General features: G+C 72.3%; 2 protein-coding genes. Both read left to right on the forward strand.

The features are described 5' to 3' along the window. Positions 1-2,316 (forward strand): DNA ligase D (gene ligD / locus VJ693_RS05085; protein ID WP_324152404.1); only part of this gene is annotated, 2,316 nt, incomplete at its 5' end. Between the two features lie 20 nt (positions 2,317-2,336). Continuing rightward, on the forward strand, positions 2,337-3,014 hold the full coding sequence (locus VJ693_RS05090) for an alpha/beta family hydrolase (RefSeq protein ID WP_324152406.1): 678 nt from the start codon (positions 2,337-2,339) through the stop codon (positions 3,012-3,014). Positions 3,015-3,092 lie beyond the last annotated feature (78 nt).

Raw genomic sequence — 3,092 nt, forward strand, 5'->3', positions numbered from 1 at the left:
CCGCGCGGCCCCAGCTACGACCCGAAGGAAAAGCGCATGGCGGTGCACGTGGAAGACCACCCGGTCGCCTACGGCAGCTTCGAGGGCACGATCCCCAAGGGCCAGTACGGCGCCGGCACGGTGATCGTGTGGGATCGCGGCACCTGGACGCCGGTGGGCGACCCGCACGCCGGCCTGGCCGCCGGCAAGCTGGTGTTCGACCTGCACGGCGAAAAGCTCGCCGGCCGGTGGGAGCTGGTGCGCATCGCCAAGCCGGGCGACAAGCAGGACGCCTGGATGCTCTTCAAGAAGCGCGATGCCTGGGCCCGGCCGTCGACCGAGTACGACGTGATCGCCGCACTGCCCGACAGCGTGCTCGCCATGCCGCTGGGGCCGGTGGAGCAGCGCGAGCCGCGCGGCAACGGCGCCGCGCCGCCAGCGGTGGATCTCTCGCAGGCTCGTGCCGCCAAGCTGCCCGCCGCGCTGGCCCCGCAGCTCGCCACCGCGGCCAGCGCTCTACCGGGCAGTGGGCGCTGGGCGTTGGAGCCCAAGTGGGACGGCTATCGGCTGCTCGCGCGCATCGACGCGCAAGGCCGCGCCCGGCTGTTCACCCGCAACGGCCACGATTGGACCGACAGGCTGGGCACGCTCGCAGCAGCGGTGGAGCAGCTCGGCGCCACGGGGGCTTGGCTGGACGGCGAGATCGTCGTCGTCGGCGACGATGGCGCGCCGGATTTCGTCGCCCTGCAGAACACGATCGACAGCCGCCGCAACGACGAGATCGTCTACTTCTTGTTCGATGTGCCCTTCCTGGGCGGGCAGGATCTTCGCCGGGTGCCCTGGGCCTCGCGCCGCGCGCGCCTGCGCGAGCTGCTGGGCCCCGGCACGCCGGATCGCATCCGCTTCAGCCCCGATTTCGACGTGCCAGCGGCGCAGATGCTGGAAGCCGCACGCGCCATGCGGCTGGAGGGCGTCGTCGCCAAGCGCGTGGATGCGCCGTATGTGTCGGCGCGCACCGAGGCCTGGCTCAAGCTCAAGTGCACGCGCCGGCAGGAGTTCGTGGTGCTGGGTTTCACCGACCGTGAAGGCGCGCCCGGCGAGGTGGGCAGCCTGATGCTGGGCTATCACGATGAGGTGGGATCGCTGCACTACGCCGGCAACGTGGGCACCGGCTGGGACCACCGCACCGGCCACGCGCTGCACACGCAACTGGCGCAGATCGAGGTCTCCGCGCCGCCGGTCGATGAGGCGGAGTTGAAGCCCGGCCGCTGGAGCCGCCGCGCGGCGGGCAGCGAGCGCTGGGTGAAGCCCGAGCTGGTGGTCGAGGTGCAGTACGGCGGCTGGACGCCCGAGGGCCGGGTGCGGCATGCCATCTACCGCGGCCTGCGCATCGACAAGCCCGCGCGCGAGGTCGTCCGCGAGCCGGATGCCCTGGCGGCGCCGGCCCCCACGAACCCCACGCCGGGCGTCACCGTGACCCACCCCGAGCGGGTGGTGGACCCGTCCACCGGCCTGCGCAAGATCGATGTGGTGCGCTACTACGAAAGCATCGCCGACTGGCTGTTGCCGCACCTGAAGGACCGCCCGGTGTCGCTGGTGCGCGCGCCGGACGGCATCGGCGGCGAGCTGTTCTTCCAGAAGCACCCCGAGAGCAAGATGCCCGGCGTCAAGGCGCTCGACCGCAGCCTGTGGCCCGGCCACGCCGCGCTGCTGGTGGTGGACAGCGTGCAGGCCCTGGTGGCCGCGGCGCAGATGAACGTGCTGGAGTTCCACACCTGGAACTCGACCGTCAAGGCCATCGGCAAGCCGGACCGCATCGTCTTCGATCTCGACCCCGGCGAGGGCGTGAAATGGAAAGACGTGCAGGACGCGGCGCTGCTGGTGCACGCGCTGCTCGATGCGCTCGGCATGAAATGCTGGCTCAAGACCTCCGGCGGCAAGGGGCTGCACGTGGTGGTGCCGCTCGCGCCGCGTCTGGAATACGCGCCGGTGAAGGCCTTCTCGAAGGCGGTGGTCGAGCACCTGGCCCGCACCATCCCGCAGAAGTTCGTCGCCGCCCCCGGCGCGAAGAACCGCGTCGGCCGCATCTTCGTGGATTACCTGCGCAACGGCCAAGCCGCCACGACGGCCGCCGCCTTCTCGGCACGCGCGCGGCCCGGCCTGGGGGTGTCGATGCCGATCGCGTGGGCCCAGCTGCCCGCGCTGAAGAGCAGCGACCAGTGGACGATCGCCACCGCCCGCGAGTACCTGAGCTTCGCGAAGGACGACCCGTGGGCCGACTACGGGGGCGCAAAACAGACGCTGACGGCGGCGCGCAAGATGCTGCCCTCCGATTGAGATTGAAGGAGCTTCCCCGCATGCCCACCGCCGCCCAACCCTTGACCCTGACGCTGGCCGACGGCTCCACCGTCTCCGCGCTGCTGCAGGTGCCCGCCGGCGCGATCGCCTGCTACGTGCTCGCCCACGGCGCCGGTGCCGGCATGGCGCACCCGTTCATGGCCGCCGTGGCCGCCGGCCTGGCCGCGCGTGGCATCGCAACGCTGCGCTACCAGTTCCCCTACATGGAGCGCGGCTCGAAGCGGCCTGACACGCCCGCGGTCGCGCATGCCGCCGTGCGCGCGGCGGTCGACGAGGCCGCACGGCAATGCCCCGGCCTGCCGCTGGTGGCGGGCGGCAAGTCGTTCGGTGGCCGCATGACATCGCAGGCGCAGGCTGCCGAGCCGCTGCCCGGCGTGCGCGGGCTGGTGTTCCTGGGCTTTCCGCTGCACCCGGCGGGCAAGCCCGCGCAGGAGCGCGCCGCGCACCTGGCGCAGGTCGGTTGCCCGATGCTCTTCCTGCAGGGCACGCGCGACGAGCTGGCCGACTTCGCGCTCATCACCGAGGTGGCCCGGGCGCTCGGCCCGCGCGCCACGCCGGAGCCGATCGCCGAGGCCGATCACTCCTTCCACGTGCTGGCCCGCAGCGGCCGCAAGGATGCCGAGGTGCTGGAGGGCCTGCTGGACAGCGTTGCCGCGTGGGTGCGCCGCCTCGCCTGACGGCAGCGGGCTGGCTTCAGCGCGTCTCGGAAGGCGCCGGGGCCAGATAGCGCGCCAACGCGAATTCCACCGACTTGT

The sequence above is a fragment of the Ideonella sp. genome, assembly GCF_035254525.1.
Classification (GTDB): Bacteria; Pseudomonadota; Gammaproteobacteria; order Burkholderiales; family Burkholderiaceae_C; genus Ideonella.

Bases quoted from the DNA above. Each gene is read 5' to 3' on its own strand.
- VJ693_RS05090 (WP_324152406.1), top strand. From the start codon at position 2,337: ATGCCCACCGCCGCCCAACCCTTGACCCTGACGCTGGCCGACGGCTCC.